Below are 14,480 nucleotides of genomic sequence, written 5' to 3'. Positions count from 1 at the left end.
CTGGTCGTCACGCCAGTCGTTGGGCGAGGAGCACGACCACCGCGATCACCAGCATCACCAGCAGCGCGAGCCCCATCCGCCGTGCCATCTCCTTGATCCACAGCGAGGTCACCGTCTCAGTGGCGCCGGTCCGGCTCAGCGGGACGACCTCCACCACGGCGCGGCTCTGGATCGGGCCGTAGACGTGCGGGTAGGCGTCGTCCCCGACCGGCTCCACGCGGACCTCGGACTCGAGACGCGAGGTGTCGATGGTGAGCAGGACCAGGTCCTCGCCCAGGCCGCGGTAGTAGCGGTCGAACACGCCCTGCACCTGGTCACGGCGGCTGGCGTGGATGAAGCCCTCCTCCTCGAGGCTCACCCCGACGGTCGACGTCGTGTACGTGCCCGTCCCCAGCGCCCGGCGCCAGTCGTCGGCCGTGGCGATGTGGAAGATGCGCTCGGGAGGCGTCGCGGTCACCGTGCGAGGGTAGTGCGAGGCTGGTGCCATGGCTGAGCGCATCTACGTCGTGACCGACATCGAGGTGGACGGCTTCGTCCCCGGCGCCCACTCCATGCTGGCGCTGGCGTCGGTCGCGGTGACGGGGTCGGGCCGCCAGGTGTCGGAGTTCGAGGCGGTGCTCGAGCGGCTCCCCGGCGCGCAGCCGAACCCGGCCACCTGGTCGTGGTGGCTGTCCCAGCCGCCGGAGGTGCTGGCCGCGTCCACCGAGGGCGCCCGGCCGGTGCCCGAGGTGATGGCCGAGTTCGTCGGCTGGGTGCAGGGCCTGGGGGAGGAGCGGGAGCTCGTCGCCTCGCCGCTGGGCTTCGACGGGACCTACGTCGACCACTACCTGCGCCGCTTCACGGCGTACGGCCTCGCCCAGGGGCCGGACGAGACGGACCGCCTCTTCCACGGTGCCGGTCTCTGCCTCAAGAGCCTCGCCTGTGGCCTGGTCGGCGGCGATCCGGCGACCTTCTCCGTCCACGACCTTCCGAGCGAGTGGTTCGGCCAGGTCGAGCACACCCACCGCGCCATCGACGACGCGCGGGGCTACGCCCACCTGCTCGTCGAGGTCCTGCGGCGCTCCCGCGACCGGGCAGGCACCTCCTAGAAGAAGGCTCTAGAAGAGGCGGTGCTCCGCGTCGTCCATGCCGCGGAGCGCGTCGTAGTCGACGAGGGCGCAGGTGATGCCGCGGTCGGTGGCGAGCACGCGGGCCTGGGGCTTGATCTCCTGGGCGGCGTAGATCCCGCGCACCGGGCCCTTGCTGGTGAGCATCGGGTCGCGGTTGAGGAGCTCGAGGTAGCGGGTGAGCTGCTCGACGCCGTCGATCTCGCCGCGGCGCTTGATCTCCACCGCGACCGAGAGGCCGTCGGCGTCGCGGCACATCAGGTCGACGGGGCCGATGGCGGTCATGAACTCCCGGCGCACGAGGGTGAGGCCCTCGGCGAGCGTGGCGGGGTGCTCGGCCAGCAGCTCCTGGAGGTGCTTCTCGACGCCGTCCTTCTGCAGGCCCGGGTCGACCCCGAGGTCGTGCGAGCTGTCGTGCAGGACCTCGTCGATGAGGATGCGCAGGGTGTCGTCGGACTTCGTCGCCGTCACCAGCCACTCGGCCTGGCCGTCCTCCGAGACGCCCTCGCGCACCGTGCAGGGCGGTGACATCCAGTTGAGCGGCTTGTAGGAGCCTCCGTCGGAGTGGATCAGCACGGACCCGTCCGACTTCAGCATCAGGACGCGGGTGGCGAGCGGCAGGTGGGCCGAGAGCCGACCTGCGTAGTCCACCTGGCAGCGTGCGACGACGATCCTCACGACGGGCGAATCTACAGTGACCCCGTGACCGACCACGCAGTACGCCCCGCGCGGCAGCGAGACATCGTGCAGCTCGACCTCGAGCCGGTGGGCGAGCGCCCCGGGTTCGTCCTGGTCACGGGCGACCCGCCGGTCGGCCACGTCCGCGTCGACCTGCTCGACGGGCACGCCCACCTGCACGAGGTCGTGGTCGCGGTGGACCTCGACGGCAGCACGACGCGTGCGCTGGTCGAGGCGGCGTGCGAGCGCCTGTCCGCCCGGAGGCACGGCCAGGTCACCGCATCGCCGTACGTCGGAGCGGAGGCTGCGGCCTACGCCGCGCTGGGGTTCGCCGAGATCCCCGCCGACGAGCCGCTCCCGCGCCCCCTGGCGCAGGTGCGCGAGCAGCCGGGGAGGGTGCTCGTGCGCCGGGTGCTGCGGGCCCACCGCACTGTCGACGACCTCGCAGCCTTCCTCCCGGCGCTCGACGGCGCCCCGCGCGACGTGGGCGTGCTGCGCGCCGTCGTCCGGCGCCCGGCCGCCGGTCAGCGCGAGGTGCTCGAGGTCGGCCACCTCGACGTCACCGAGGGCCTGGTGGGCGACACGTGGTCGGTGCGGGGGAGCCGCCGTACGCCGGACGGCTCGGCGCACCCCGACATGCAGCTCAACATCATGAGTCACCCGCTCGTGGAGTTCCTGGCCCAGGACCCCGAGCGCGAGCCCCTCGCCGGTGACCAGATGTTCCTCGACCTCGACCTCTCCCACGCCAACCTGCCGCCGTGGAGCGAGCTCCACATCGGTGGCCCGGAGGGGTCCGTGGTCGTGGTGACCGACCAGCCGCACAGCGGCTGCGGGAAGTTCATCGCCCGCTTCGGCAAGGACGCGCTGGCCTTCGTCAACGGCCCCGAGGGCAAGCCGCGGAGGCTGCGAGGGCTCTGCGCGAAGGTGGTGCGACCCGGTCCGGTGCGGCCCGGTGACGAGGTGGTCGTCGTCCGCCCGGACGCCGGAGCCGCCTCGGGCGGCACGTGACGCTTCCCACATGCCCCACCGACGTGGGCCGTGGGAGCATGCGTGCCATGACTGAGGAGACTTCCCGCGAGTTCACCACCGTCGGCGTGATCGGCCTGGGCACCATGGGCGCCGGCATCGCCGAGGTCTTCGCCCGCAACGGCTACGACGTCATCGGCGTCGAGGTCAACGAGGCGGCGCTCGAGCGGGGACGTCAGCACCTCGAGCACTCCACCGGCCGTGCGGTGAAGCGCGAGAAGATGACCGTGGAGCAGCAGGCCGAGCTGCTCGGCCGGATCACCCTCACCACCGCGATGGAGGACCTGGCCGTGGCCGACCTCGTCGTCGAGGCGGTCGTGGAGTCGCTGGAGGTCAAGAAGTCGATCTTCCGGAGGCTGGACGACATCGTGCGCCCGGACGCGGTGCTGGCGACCAACACCTCCTCGCTGAGCGTCACCGAGATCTCCACCGCCAACGCCAAGCCCGGTCGGGTCGTCGGGGTGCACTTCTTCAACCCCGCCCCGGTGCAGAACCTCGTCGAGATCGTCCGCACCGTCGTCACCGAGCCCGAGGTCCTCGCCCGCGTCCAGGGCCTGCTGCGCGACCTGGGCAAGAACCCCGTCGTCTGCGGCGACAAGGCCGGCTTCATCGCCAACACGCTGCTCTTCGGCTACCTCAACCACGCGGTCGCGATGTACGAGGGCAAGTACGCCTCCCGCGAGGACATCGACGCCGCGATGCGGTTCGGCTGCGGCTACCCGATGGGCCCCCTCGCGCTCCTCGACCTGATCGGCCTCGACACGGCCTACGAGATCCTCGACACGATGTACAAGCAGGGACGCGACCGTCTCCACGCGCCGGCTCCGATCCTCAAGCAGTACGTCACCGCGGGCCTGCTCGGCCGCAAGTCCGGGCGCGGCTTCTACACATACGAGGCCCCCGACTCACCGGTCGTCGTCGCCGACGCCCACACCCCCAGCGTGGACGACAAGCCGCAGTTGCGCCACGACATCGAGCTCGTCGGTGTGGTCGGCACCGGCACGATGGCGTGCGGCATCGTGGAGGTCTTCGCCAAGGCCGGCTACGACGTGCTCTTCACCGGCCGCGGCCAGGACAAGGTCGACGGCGTGGTCGCCACGATCACCCGCAACTTCGACAAGCAGATCCAGCGTGGTCGTGCCACCGAGGAGCAGAAGGCCGAGGTGCTCGGGCGGGTCCGGGGCACCACCTCGCTCGACGACCTCAAGGACGTCGACATCGTGGTCGAGGCGATCGCGGAGGACCTCGCCATCAAGACCACCCTGTTCGAGAACCTCGACGAGATCTGTCAGGGCGGTCGAGGAGGGGCCGGCGCGATCCTGGCGACCACCACCTCGTCACTGCCGATCATCGCGATGGCCCGCGTGACCAAGCGTCCGCAGGACGTCATCGGCATGCACTTCTTCAATCCCGCCGCGATCATGAAGCTGGTGGAGGTCGTCTCCACGGTGGCCACCGACGAGGCGGTCACCGAGACCGTGCTCGCGCTGTGCGACCGGGTCGGCAAGGTGGCCGTGAAATGCGGGGACCGCTCCGGATTCATCGTCAACGCGCTGCTGTTCCCCTACCTGAACGACGCGGTGAAGATGCTCGAGGCGCACTACGCGACCGCCGATGACATCGACACCGCCATGAAGCAGGGGTGTGCGCTGCCGATGGGCCCGTTCGAGCTGCTCGACGTCGTCGGCAACGACGTCTCACTGGCGATCCAGAAGGAGCTCTACCTCGAGTTCCGCGAGCCGGGCTTCTCGCCGGCGCCGCTGCTGGAGCACCTCGTGACCGCCGGCTACCTCGGCCGCAAGACCGGACGCGGCTTCCGGGACTACAGCGCGCGCTGAGGGCCACGCCGTCAGATCGTCGTCTGGATGGTGCGGCTGGCCGAGGTCGCCTGCGGTGACGTCGCGGTGGCGGTGAGGGTGGCGCCCGTCGTGGCGACGTTGTTCCGCCTCACCTGGAACAGCAGCTCCGAGGTCGACTGCGTCGTGTTGTCCAGCTTGCCGGTCCAGGTGAACGAGTAGGTGTAGGCGCCCTTCGTCGGGGTGGTCACCGGACCGGCGGCCCAACCGGCGCCGGACACGGACGCAGCCTTGCCGCCGGAGGCCACCGTGTCGGGGAAAGGCACCGTCACCGTGATGCTGGTGACTGCCGGCGCGGTCGCGTCCCACGGACGCCGGACCTGGACCTTGGTCTCGATCCGGGAGGGTAGGCCGGCCTTGGTGTAGGCGGCGCCGTAGGACGTGAAGGTGTCGAGCACGAGCGTGGCCGCGGCGGACGCCGCATAGGCGGGCGCCGTGCCGGCGGCGACGATCACCGGCGCGCTCCAGGCGGCGCCCAGCAGGGCTCGACGGGACGGCGCGGGCACACCGCTCTCGCGGGTCGTGTCTGTCATCCGGGGGCCGGTCCTCGTCCAGGGGTGAGCACTCGATCGCTCACCCCGAGTAAAGCACGCAGGCCGCCGCCGCCGGCGATTCAGTCGAGGCAGAACTCGTTGCCCTCGGGGTCGGTCAGCACGAGGTGGCCGGCGTCCATCGGGGGAGCGGGCTCGTGCCGCGCCACCCGGGTGGCGCCGAGGGCGACGAGACGCTCGCACTCCGCCTCGAGGGCGGCCATCCGCTCCTCGCCCTGCAGGCCCGGGGCCGCGCGCAGGTCGAGGTGCACGCGGTTCTTCGCGGTCTTGCCCTCCGGGACGCGCTGGAAGAACAGCCGCGGACCGTCGCCGTCGGGGTCCTCGGCCGCGGAGGCGGAGTTCCACTGCGACTCCGGCACGCCGATCCCGGCGAGGAAGTCGTGCCAGGCCTCGAAGGGGTCCTGGCCCGGCACGAGCTCGTGCCCCGGCGGCGGTGGGTTGACGTAGTCCATGGCGGCGGCCCAGAAGCGGGAGAGCGTCTCGGGGTCGTGGGCGTCGAAGGTCACCTGGATGGTCCGGCTCATGGAGCCATCATGCGCACACGCCACCGACAGTGACCCCCCGACCGGCGTCAGCGCTGCGACTGCTCCATGACGAGGGCCGCCAGCCGCGCGCGGGTGTTGATGTCGAGCTTGCGGTAGATGTGGGTCAGGTGCGCGTCGACGGTGCGCGGGGAGACGAAGAGCTCCTCGGCGATCGCGCGGCTGGTCAGCCCGTGCGCCACCCGCTCGGCCACCTGGCGCTCAGCGGCGGTCAGCGCGTCGAGCGCCGAGGGCGGCGCGGTCGCGGGCCGGTTGAACACCGCCGTGATCAGGGGGACCGACTCCGCCGAGAGGTCGGCACCGTCGAGCCACTCCGCGGGTGCGGTGCCACTGGGCTTGACGTCGTAGTCGGCGGAGTAGCCCCAGCGCACCGCCATCCGCGGCGTGCGGAGCGCGAAGGCGGCCGCAGCCAGCGCACGGGCCTCCGGCAGGTCGCGGGCGCGGGCGACACCCGCGAGTCCGTCCAGCACGTCGGCGGCCCGCAGAGGGAGACGCATCGTGCGGCAGTGGTCGAGCGCCGTGAGGTACGTCGTCGTGGCCTGGTCGAGGTCGCCGAGCTCGACCAGCGCCCGCCCGAGCAGCAGCCGCGCCTCCACGCCGTCGCGTCCCAGCCGGGCGGAGTCGGCCAGCGCCACCACGTCGGCGGCCAGGCCGGCAGCCTGCCGGGTCTCGCCGCGGGCGAGCAGGTCACGCCCGTCCTGCGCCAGCACGGGCAACCGCACGGCCCAGGGCAACGTGTCGCGGACGACGTCGGTGGGAACCCAGGTCGGGTCGAGCCCCCGCAGCAGCGTCTCCGCCAGCAGCCCGACGCGGTCCTCGGCGAGCTCGCGCGCCTCGGTCACCACGGCCCGGGTCCCCGCGACCGCCTCGGCGATCCGGCCCTGCTCGAGGGCGATACGGGCCAGCACCGTGCGCAGCGAGAGGTCGATCCAGCGCTCGTCGCGGCTGGTGCGGGCGGGCATCGCCTCGGCCGCTGCGCGGGTGGCCTCGGCGAAGCGACCCTGCGAGGCGTAGAGGTCGGCCAGCGTGCGGGTGGCCTGGCGGCGCATCGACCCCTCGGGGTCGAGCTCGATGGCCCGCAGGGCCTCGCTCTCGGCCTGGGCGAGGTCGCCCGCGTCGAGGTGCATCTCGGCGCGGATGGACGCGGTCTTGGCCAGCTGCTCCTCCGGTCGTGGTGCCGACGACGCGTGCTGGTCGGCCCGGTCCAGCAGCCAGAGCCCTTCGTAGGAGCCGCGCATCTCCGATGCGGCGATGCCCGCGCGCCTGGCCATCTGGGCACCGATCGCCGGTGGGCCGTCGCCGCTGGAGAGCGCGCCCTCCATGATCTCGACCGCCTCGCGGGTGCGCATCGAGGTGTAGAGCGAGGAGTAGATCCGGTTGGCGACGGAGTAGCCGTCGGCGCGGGTCTCCGGCCGCGCGCAGGCGGTCAGCACCGCGTGGCGCATGGCGGGGAGGTCGCGCAGCCACTCGGCGTCCGCGGCGCCGAAGTTGTCGTGCTCGGGCGCGTGGCGCTGTGCCCACCGGAGCAGTCCGGCGTCCACGGCCTCGATGTCGGCCGGACGGGCCAGGGTCCGCGCCCGTCCGCGGATCGGGGAGAGCATGTCGAAGCGACCGTGCTGGTCCACCTCGAGCAGGCTCCGACGGACCAGGCCGCCGGCCAGCTCGGCGGCCTCGGACACCGGCACGTCGAGGACCTCGGCGAGCACGCCGAGGCCGGCGGCGAAGTCGAGCAGCCCGACCCGGCGCAGGGCAGTGGCGCTCGCGTCGTCGAGGAGGTCGTGCGCGGAGTCGACCGCCTGGTCGAGGCTCACCGTGGACATCGCGTTGCTCAACCCGACGAGGGCGGACTGCACGGCGACCTGCTCGATCAGCAGCGGGAGGCCGCCGGTCGCGCTCAGCAGGCGGCGTACCTCGTGGGCCTGCGCCGCGAGGTCGACCTGCTGGCCCCCGGCAGAACGGATCCGACGCAGGAACAGCTCGACGGCAGGACCCTCCAGCGGCGACCGCGGCGCGGGCACCGGCAGCGGCCCGACGCGTACGACGGACTCGTAGGGCTGTCCGGCCGTGGTGCGCGCGGTCACCACCACGCGCGCGTCGGTGGTGCTCTCGAGCACCGACTGCAGCACGGGGCCGGCGCCGGTCGCGTCGAGGTCGAGGCCGTCGAGCACGAGCAGCGTGTCCCGCCCGTCGACGGCCCGCCCCAGCGCGCCGCTCAGCGAGTCGCCGGGGGCGGTCTCGGACTGGAGGCTCTCGAGCGCCGCGACGAGCAGGTCGTCGAGGGTGCGCAGGCTGCGGGCGTCGACCCAGGACGCGGGCGCCGCCTGCGCGAGGTGGCGCACCAGGAGGGTCTTCCCACTGCCCGGAGGCCCGACGACGGTGACCCAGCGGGACTCCTCGATCGCCTCGTTCAGCGCGCGCTGGACGTCGTCGCGACCGAGGCACGGGGACAGCACGAGGTCGAACCTATCGGCTTACGTAGGAGAGATAGGTAGGACTACGGATGCTGACACCCGCTGTTTCGCGGGAATGTTCTCTCACGCCGAGAGCGGTGGGACCGCACAGGGGAGGGTCCCGCTGCCCGGCCGCTTCTCGAGAGCAGGTCGCACGTCGTCGGGGGTCGACGCGCGACCTGCTCTTCGCGTCGCCCGCAGGTTGCGGGCGATGCGTACGCTGACGGCATGGGAACCGTCCTCGTGCTGATCGTCCTCGGGGGGCTCATCGCGGTCGCGGTGGCGTCGGGCAAGTCGGGCAAGAAGCGTGAGCTGGCCCGCGCCGAGGCCGAGGTCGCACCGGTGAAGAGGCTCGCCGAGGAGGACGTCACCGCCCTCGGCGTGGAGCTCCAGGACCTCGACATCGACCTCGCCGGGGAGGAGCTCGACCCGGGCGCCAACGCCGACTACCAGCGCGCGCTCGACGCCTACGAGTCCGCCAAGGTCGCGGCGGCCGGACTGACGCGGCCCGAGGACGTCCGCCACGTCACCGAGATCCTCGAGGACGGCCGCTACGCCATGGCGTGCGTGCGCGCTCGGGTGGCGGGGGAGCCGCTGCCGCAGCGCCGTCCTCCGTGCTTCTTCGACCCGCGCCACGGGCTGTCGGTCGCCGACGTCCCGTGGACGCCGCCCGGCGGCGCCTCCCGCGACGTGCCAGCGTGCGCCCTCGACGTCGAGCGCGTGCGCGCCGGTGCCGAGCCCGACATCCGCAAGGTGATGGTCGGCTCGCGCCGAGTGCCCTACTGGCAGGGCGGCCGCGCCTACCAGCCCTACGCCGCCGGCTACTTCGGCGCCTTCAGCCCGATGGACTGGATGTTCATGGGCATGCTGTTCGGCGGCGGCTTCGACGGCCTGGGTGAGGGCATCGGCGCGATCGGTGAAGGCATCGGCGACATGTTCGGCGGGATCGGCGACGGCATCGGCGGCATGTTCGACGGGTTCGACGGCTTCGACTTCTGACCCGCGACCGGTCCTCGTCGGGCCCTCGTCCAGCCCTTCGTCCTGACCCCGTCGCGGCGGCCGCACCACTCGTCCCCAGGGGTGTGCTCGACCTCCGAGGACAGGTCTAGCGTCGCGGAACATGGCAGGAGTCGAGACAGGCACCATCACCACTGACATCCCCGCACGGATGGACCGCCTCCCGTGGGCGCGCTGGCACTGGATGGTGGTGATCGGGCTCGGCACGGTGTGGATCCTCGACGGTCTCGAGGTCACCATCGTCGGCTCGATGTCGGAGGCGCTCAAGCCGAACGACACCGGGCTCGGCCTCTCCAGCTCCGACGTCGGCATGGCCGGTGCGATGTACGTCGCCGGCGCCTGCATCGGCGCGCTGTTCTTCGGCCAGCTCACCGACCGGTTCGGTCGCAAGAAGCTGTTCCTGATCACGCTGGGCGTCTACACGGTCGCCACGGTGCTGACGGCCTTCTCGATGAACCCGGCGTGGTACTTCGCCTGCCGCTTCCTCACCGGCACCGGCATCGGTGGCGAGTACGCCGCCATCAACTCCGCGATCGACGAGCTGATCCCCGCCAAGTACCGGGGGCGGGTCGACGTCGCCATCAACGGCTCGTTCTGGGTCGGCGCGGCGCTCGGCTCGCTGCTCACGATCCCGCTGCTCGACCCCAACGTCGTCGACCCGAGCTGGGGCTGGCGCTCGGCGTTCGGCCTGGGCGCGGTCCTCGCGATCGGCATCCTCGTCGTCCGTCGCCACGTCCCCGAGAGCCCGCGCTGGCTGTTCATCCACGAGCGGGAGGAGGAGGCCGAGCGCATCGTCCGCGACATCGAGAAGACCGTCACCGACGAGACGGGCAAGGAGCTCCACGACGTCGACGACACGATCACCATCCGGCAGCGCAAGACCATCAGCCTGCCGCTGATCGCCAAGACCGTCTTCACGCTCTACCCGCGCCGCACGGTGCTGTGCTTCTCGCTCTTCGTCGGCCAGGCGTTCCTCTACAACGCCTTCTTCTTCACCTACGGCGACACCCTCACCACGTTCCTCGACGTGAAGCAGACCGGCTGGTACCTCGCGATCTTCGCGGCCAGCAACTTCATCGGCGCGCTGCTGCTCAGCCCGCTGTTCGACAGCCTGGGCCGGGTGCGCATGATCGCCGGCACCTACATCCTGTCCGGGGTCCTGCTGGCGGTCGCCGGCACCATGCTCGGCGGTCTCAGTGCGGTGACCCTGACGCTCTTCGGCGCGATCATCTTCTTCTTCGCATCCGCCGGCGCGAGTGCCGCCTACCTCACCGCCTCCGAGATCTTCCCGATGGAGACCCGGGCGCTGTGCATCGCCTTCTTCTACGCGATCGGCACCGCGGCCGGCGGCATCACCGGGCCGCTGCTGTTCGGCAAGCTCATCGACGACGCGAGCAGCAGCGGTGACATCACCGGCATCGCGATCGGCTACTACATCGGCGCGGCGCTGATGGTCATCGGCGGTGTCGTCGAGATCTTCCTCGGCGTCAAGGCCGAGGGCCAGTCGCTGGAGGACATCGCCCAGCCGCTCACCGCGGAGGACACGTCCGGCAACCAGGCCGACGAGGCAGAGAGGAGCCGGGCATGAGCCCGATGCCGCCGCCCAAGCCGTCCACGGAGGGGCCCCGCGACCGCCAGGTCCTCCACGAGATGGGCCAGATCGTGCGTGCCCTGCAGGCCAACGGACCGACGCCGCCCGACCGGCTGCGCGAGGTCGTCGGCGGCCAGTGGTGGGAGGAGGGACGCTTCGAGCGGGCCCTCGCCCTGGCGGCCAGCGACGGTCTCGTGCACACGACGGGGGACGGGTCGGTCGTCGCCACCTGAGCACTGCGAGGATGGTGCGGTGAGCCTGCACACCACGGTCCTCGGCGACCACGGCCCGACCGTCGCGTTCTGCCACGGACTCTTCGGCCAGGGCAAGAACTGGACGCAGATCGCCAAGGCGCTCAGCACCGACCACCGCGTCGTGCTCGTCGACATGCCCAACCACGGGCGCTCGCCGTGGACCGAGACCTTCGACTACCTCGACCTCGCCGACCAGGTCGCCGAGACCCTGCGTCCCGAGGCGCCACTCGCGCTGGTCGGTCACTCGATGGGCGGCAAGATCGCGATGTGCCTCGCGCTGCGCCACCCCGACCTGGTCGAGCGGCTCGCCGTGGTCGACATCGGGCCGGTGGCCTACGAGAGCGGGCGCGAGTTCGTCGGCTACATCGAGACGATGCGCGCGCTCGACCTGACGCGCATCGAGCGGCGCGACGAGGCCGAGGAGGCGTTGCGCGAGGCGGTGCCCAATCCGGTCGTGCGCAGCTTCCTCCTGCAGAACCTGCGGCGCACCGACGACGGCTGGCACTGGCAGCTCAACCTCGAGCTGCTGGGCGAGGAGATGGCCGGGCTGGTCGGCTGGCCCGCTGCCGAGCTCGGCGAGGCGACGTACGACGGACCGGTGCTGTGGGTGGGCGGAGCCGACTCCGACTACATCAGCGACGAGTCGGCCGGCGAGATGGACCGCCGGTTCCCGCGCAACCGACGCGTCCTGGTCAAGGGCGCCGGACACTGGGTGCACTCGGAGCAGCCGGACGTGTTCCTCGAGGTGATGCGGCGCTTCCTGGCCTGATCGGCGCGGCGCGAGGCCAGGCGCTTCGGCGCGGGGTCGGTGAGCGTCAGGTGCGCTGGCGGGCGCGGTAGGCGGCGACGGCCTCGCGGTTGCCGCAGGTGGTGGAGCAGTAGCGCCGCGAGCGGTTGCGCGACAGGTCGAGGACGACGTCCTCGCAGTCGTCCGCGGCACAGCTGGCCAGCCGCGACATCTCGTCGGCGCGGATCACGTCGACCATCGCCATCGCGGTCTCCACCACGACGCGCTCCTCGAGCGGGCGGTCGGGGTCGACGGCGTGCAGGTGCCAGTCCCACTGGTCGTGGCGCTGGAGCTGGGGGAGGGCCCGGGCGTCGGCGAGCATGGTGTTCACGATCGCGGCAGCGTCGTCGCGCTCGGCGAGCAGCAGCTCGCGCAGCGCAGGGCGCAGGCGGCGTACGGCGTCGAGCTCGGCAGGGGTCGCGTCGTGGCGCCCGGTGTAGGACCACCCGACGAGGAACGCCGACAGGTCGTCGACCGATCCCAGCGGCTGGCCGGCCTCGTCGGTCGAGTTGGCCAGCGCGACGGCGGCCTGGAGCGCCGCGTCGGTGTCATCCGTGAAAAGCATGTTGACACATTACATCAGGGCCTCCTAGTGTCATGACCGTGAGCGCCATGACCAATGACACCTCGTCCCGCACGGCCGCCGGGCTCGGTCTCGCCGTGGCGTCGGCTGTGTCGTTCGGCCTCTCGGGCGCGCTGGCCCGTGGCCTGCTCGACACCGGCTGGAGCGCCGGTGCCACCGTCGGGCTGAGGATCGCGATCGCGGCAGCGGTGCTGGTCGTCCCGGGCGCGCTGGCGCTCCGGGGCAGGTGGCACCTGGTCCGCGACAACGTGGGTCTCGTCGTGGTCTACGGCCTCGCGGCCGTGGCCGGTGCGCAGCTGTGCTACTTCTACGCCGTCACCTACATGCAGGTGAGCGTCGCGCTGCTGCTCGAGTACACCGCTCCCGTCGCCGTCGTGGTGTGGCTGTGGCTGCGCCACGGGCACCGGCCCTCGGCCCTGACGCTGCTGGGGGCGGCGATCGCCGCGACCGGACTGGTGCTGGTGCTCGACGTGGTCTCCGGGGCCGAGCTGAGCACGGCGGGGGTGCTGTGGGCGCTCGGCGCCATGGTGGGTGCGGCGACGTACTTCGTGATCTCCGCCGACGAGGACAACGGGCTGCCGGGCATCTCCCTCGCCGCAGGCGGCCTGCTGGTCGGCGGGGCGGTCCTGCTGGTGGCAGGCGCCACCGGGGTCCTGCCCTTCCACGCCTCCACCGCGGACGCGGTCTACGACGGCCGTGCGGTCGCCTGGTGGATCCCCGTGGTCCTGCTGGGCCTGGTCACGGCGGCGTTCTCCTATGTCACCGGCATCGCGGCCGGTCGCCGCCTCGGCAGCCGGCTCGCCTCCTTCGTCGCGCTGGGCGAGGTCCTGGCCGCGGTGGTCTGGGCCTGGCTGCTGCTCGGGGAGCTGCCCCGGACCGTCCAGCTCGCCGGCGGCGTGCTGGTGCTGGCCGGGGTCGTGGTGGTCAAGCTGGGGGAAGGCCGTTCCTCACTCGTCGTGGAGCCGTTGCCGGACGAGCACGCTGCCGTTCAGGAGAGCTCGGCGTCCCAGGCCAGCGGCCGGAACCACAGCACGTCGTCGATCACGAGGTAGAACCCCTGGTCGGTCGCCGCCGCGAGCGACATCGTCCCGGCCGGCGCCTTCAGCTCGCGCCACTGGCTCGTGCCGCGCACCCAGACGCTGGGGCCGTCGGGGCGCTGGGCGGCGAAGGCGGGCTGCTGGTCGCCGATGGGCAGGCGCAGCAGCCGCACGACCGGCGCCTCGGGGTCGAGGGTGACGTCGGGGAGGTCGACCTCGCCACCCACCGCGTCGAAGTCCCAGATCACGGGCCGCCCGTCGCGCGTGCCGGCCACCCACGTGCCGACCGCCCAGCTGAGGATGTCGGTGACGGAGTCAGCTCCTCCCACGAGCTCCTCCCGTCGCCACCGGGTCGGGAAGTAGGGGTCGGCGTCGATCGACCAGAGCCGCGCCCCGGCGTCCGTGGTCTCAGCGAGGTGCACGCGCACCTCTTCCGTGCTCGTCACCACAGAGGTCGCCGCGGGCGCGTCGCGCAGGCGCGGTCCGGCACCATGCTCGGCGACCCGCCAGCGGCCGTCGTCGGGGTGCACCTCCCAGAGGTGCGCCTGCCACGATCCGCGCTCCCGGCGGGCCGTCACCGCGCGCACGTCGCCCTCGTCGTCGAAGAGGAGCGAGGCCCACGGGGGACGCCCGCCGTCCGGATGGACCAGGCGCTGGCGGTACCACTCCTCGAGCTCGCCGCCGAGCTCGGTGTCGAGGGAGCCGACGTAGACGCGAGCCGGTCGCCCCAGCGCGGGTGCGGCCTGCTGGACGAAGCCCTCGTTGGAGTAGTCGCCGGTGGCACTGTCGGCACCGGTCCCGTAGTCGTCGGGCACCTTCGTGGCCACCCGGATGACGTCGATGCCGTCGACGGCGGCCACCAGCGGGCCGCCGTCGTCGGTGCGTCCGACGACGGTGAGGAACTGGCTGTAGGTCCCATCGATGTCGGCGATCTCGCCGTCCATGGGGATCGCCTGCCACTCCGGCGCCACCGCGCGGGGCGGCTTCCCCGCCGGTGCCGGC

The 14,480-nt window shown here is 72.1% G+C and carries 15 protein-coding genes; 8 read left to right on the top strand and 7 right to left on the bottom strand.

The window, feature by feature from the left end; all coding sequences use genetic code 11:
• Window positions 1-7: 7 nt before the first annotated feature.
• A complete protein-coding gene (locus ASC64_RS13460) occupies window positions 8-457 on the bottom strand; it encodes a DUF952 domain-containing protein (RefSeq protein WP_200937753.1) in 450 nt (149 codons plus the stop codon).
• A gap of 28 nt (window positions 458-485) precedes the next feature.
• On the opposite strand from ASC64_RS13460, the gene ASC64_RS13455 reads away from it, so the two are divergent.
• Window positions 486-1,088 (top strand): 3'-5' exoribonuclease domain-containing protein, encoded by a 603-nt coding sequence (locus ASC64_RS13455; RefSeq protein ID WP_056908055.1) that lies wholly within the window; start codon window positions 486-488, stop codon window positions 1,086-1,088.
• A 9-nt stretch (window positions 1,089-1,097) separates the two neighbouring features.
• On the opposite strand, the gene nucS is transcribed toward ASC64_RS13455, so the two are convergent.
• Window positions 1,098-1,820 carry an endonuclease NucS gene (nucS, locus tag ASC64_RS13450; protein WP_439956818.1) on the bottom strand — a complete coding sequence of 241 codons (723 nt, stop codon included), beginning with the start codon at window positions 1,818-1,820 and terminating at the stop codon, window positions 1,098-1,100.
• On the opposite strand from nucS, the gene ASC64_RS22525 reads away from it, so the two are divergent.
• Window positions 1,809-2,792 (top strand): hypothetical protein, encoded by a 984-nt coding sequence (locus ASC64_RS22525; protein WP_200937751.1) that lies wholly within the window; start codon window positions 1,809-1,811, stop codon window positions 2,790-2,792. The genes nucS and ASC64_RS22525 overlap by 12 nt on opposite strands.
• A 47-nt stretch (window positions 2,793-2,839) precedes the next feature.
• Window positions 2,840-4,648, top strand: a complete 1,809-nt coding sequence (locus ASC64_RS13440; protein WP_082550514.1) for a 3-hydroxyacyl-CoA dehydrogenase family protein — start codon at window positions 2,840-2,842, stop codon at window positions 4,646-4,648.
• An 11-nt stretch (window positions 4,649-4,659) separates the two neighbouring features.
• On the opposite strand, the gene ASC64_RS13435 is transcribed toward ASC64_RS13440, so the two are convergent.
• The 3 genes from ASC64_RS13435 to ASC64_RS13425 form a co-directional block, all read right to left on the bottom strand.
• A complete protein-coding gene (locus tag ASC64_RS13435; protein WP_056908053.1) occupies window positions 4,660-5,199 on the bottom strand; it encodes a hypothetical protein in 540 nt (179 codons plus the stop codon).
• An 80-nt stretch (window positions 5,200-5,279) separates the two neighbouring features.
• Window positions 5,280-5,741 carry a VOC family protein gene (locus ASC64_RS13430; protein ID WP_056908052.1) on the bottom strand — a complete coding sequence of 154 codons (462 nt, stop codon included), beginning with the start codon at window positions 5,739-5,741 and terminating at the stop codon, window positions 5,280-5,282.
• Window positions 5,742-5,788: 47 nt separating this feature from the next.
• Window positions 5,789-8,212 carry a LuxR C-terminal-related transcriptional regulator gene (locus tag ASC64_RS13425; RefSeq protein ID WP_056908051.1) on the bottom strand — a complete coding sequence of 808 codons (2,424 nt, stop codon included), beginning with the start codon at window positions 8,210-8,212 and terminating at the stop codon, window positions 5,789-5,791.
• Window positions 8,213-8,437: 225 nt separating this feature from the next.
• Between ASC64_RS13425 and ASC64_RS13420 the strand changes: the two genes are divergently transcribed.
• The 4 genes from ASC64_RS13420 to ASC64_RS13405 all read left to right on the top strand — a co-directional run bounded on the left by ASC64_RS13420 (window position 8,438) and on the right by ASC64_RS13405 (window position 11,840).
• Window positions 8,438-9,208: a hypothetical protein gene (locus tag ASC64_RS13420; protein ID WP_056908050.1), complete on the top strand. Its 771-nt coding sequence runs from the start codon at window positions 8,438-8,440 to the stop codon at window positions 9,206-9,208.
• A 121-nt stretch (window positions 9,209-9,329) separates the two neighbouring features.
• Entirely contained in the window at window positions 9,330-10,814 is a 1,485-nt protein-coding gene (locus ASC64_RS13415; RefSeq protein WP_056908049.1) for an MFS transporter, read from the top strand.
• Window positions 10,811-11,050 carry a hypothetical protein gene (locus ASC64_RS13410; protein ID WP_056908048.1) on the top strand — a complete coding sequence of 80 codons (240 nt, stop codon included), beginning with the start codon at window positions 10,811-10,813 and terminating at the stop codon, window positions 11,048-11,050. Before ASC64_RS13415 ends, ASC64_RS13410 begins: the two co-directional genes overlap by 4 nt.
• A gap of 19 nt (window positions 11,051-11,069) precedes the next feature.
• The gene (locus ASC64_RS13405) at window positions 11,070-11,840 is read left to right on the top strand and encodes an alpha/beta fold hydrolase (RefSeq protein ID WP_056908047.1); all 771 of its coding nucleotides are present in this window, start codon (window positions 11,070-11,072) and stop codon (window positions 11,838-11,840) included.
• A 46-nt stretch (window positions 11,841-11,886) separates the two neighbouring features.
• On the opposite strand, the gene ASC64_RS13400 is transcribed toward ASC64_RS13405, so the two are convergent.
• Entirely contained in the window at window positions 11,887-12,423 is a 537-nt protein-coding gene (locus tag ASC64_RS13400; RefSeq protein ID WP_056908046.1) for a CGNR zinc finger domain-containing protein, read from the bottom strand.
• A gap of 47 nt (window positions 12,424-12,470) precedes the next feature.
• Here ASC64_RS13400 and ASC64_RS13395 point away from each other — a divergent pair, with 47 nt between their 5' ends.
• Entirely contained in the window at window positions 12,471-13,493 is a 1,023-nt protein-coding gene (locus tag ASC64_RS13395) for an EamA family transporter (RefSeq protein ID WP_082550513.1), read from the top strand.
• Here ASC64_RS13395 and ASC64_RS13390 read toward each other — a convergent pair.
• Window positions 13,430-14,422, bottom strand: coding sequence for a hypothetical protein (locus ASC64_RS13390; protein ID WP_056908045.1), 993 nt, complete (start codon window positions 14,420-14,422; stop codon window positions 13,430-13,432). The genes ASC64_RS13395 and ASC64_RS13390 overlap by 64 nt on opposite strands.
• Between the last annotated feature and the right edge of the window lie 58 nt (window positions 14,423-14,480).

This window comes from Nocardioides sp. Root122 (assembly GCF_001425025.1).
In the GTDB taxonomy this organism is placed as follows: Bacteria; Actinomycetota; Actinomycetes; order Propionibacteriales; family Nocardioidaceae; genus Nocardioides.
This window is presented reverse-complemented; position numbering and strand designations above follow the sequence as displayed.